1 protein-coding gene and 1 pseudogene are annotated in these 656 nt (G+C 71.3%); both read right to left on the bottom strand.

Annotated elements, in window-relative coordinates:
- On the bottom strand, nt 1-151 hold a 151-nt coding region (locus DBV35_RS29095), incomplete at its 3' end, for an SDR family NAD(P)-dependent oxidoreductase (RefSeq protein WP_117434496.1).
- Between the two features lie 34 nt (nt 152-185).
- Nucleotides 186-656, bottom strand: a pseudogene (locus DBV35_RS29090) (acetyl-CoA C-acetyltransferase); the annotation flags it as partial.

Here is a 656-nt window from a genome sequence, read left to right as displayed (position 1 = left end):
CCCCCAGCTTGTCCGCGACGGCCTCACCCTGCGACGACGGCAGGTCGATGATCAGCACCTTGGCGCCGAGCTCCACGAACTTCTCCGTGGTGGCGAGGCCCAGGCCGGACGCACCGCCGGTGACGACGGCGACGGAACCGTTGATGTCCATGTTCTGTCTGTTCCTTCCGGGTGGGGAGCGGGTGTCAGAGGAGCTCGAGGATGGTGGCGTTGGCCTGGCCGCCGCCCTCGCACATGGTCTGCAGGCCGTAGCGGATGCCGTTGTCCCGCATGTGGTGCACCAGGGTGGTCATGATCCGGGCGCCGGAGCCGCCGAGCGGGTGGCCGAGCGCGATCGCGCCGCCGTTCGGGTTGAGCCGGGCGGCGACGTCGCCGTCGTCGTCGGCGATGTCGGCCAGCCAGGCCAGCGGCACCGGGGCGAAGGCCTCGTTGACCTCGAAGGCGCCGATCTCGTCCAGCGACAGGCCGGAGCGCTTCAGCGCCTTCTCCGTCGCCGGGATCGGCGCGGTCAGCATGATCACCGGGTCGGCCCCGGCCAGCACCGCGGTGTGCACCCGGGCGATCGGGGTCAGGCCCAGCTCGCGGGCCTTCTCGGAGGTGGTCATGAGCAGCGCGGCCGAGCCGTCGGAGATCTGCGAGGAGTTGCCGGCGTGGAT

This window comes from Acuticoccus kandeliae (assembly GCF_003073115.1).
The sequence above is the reverse complement of the archived record's forward strand: the minus strand, read 5'-3'. Positions and strand labels throughout refer to the sequence as shown.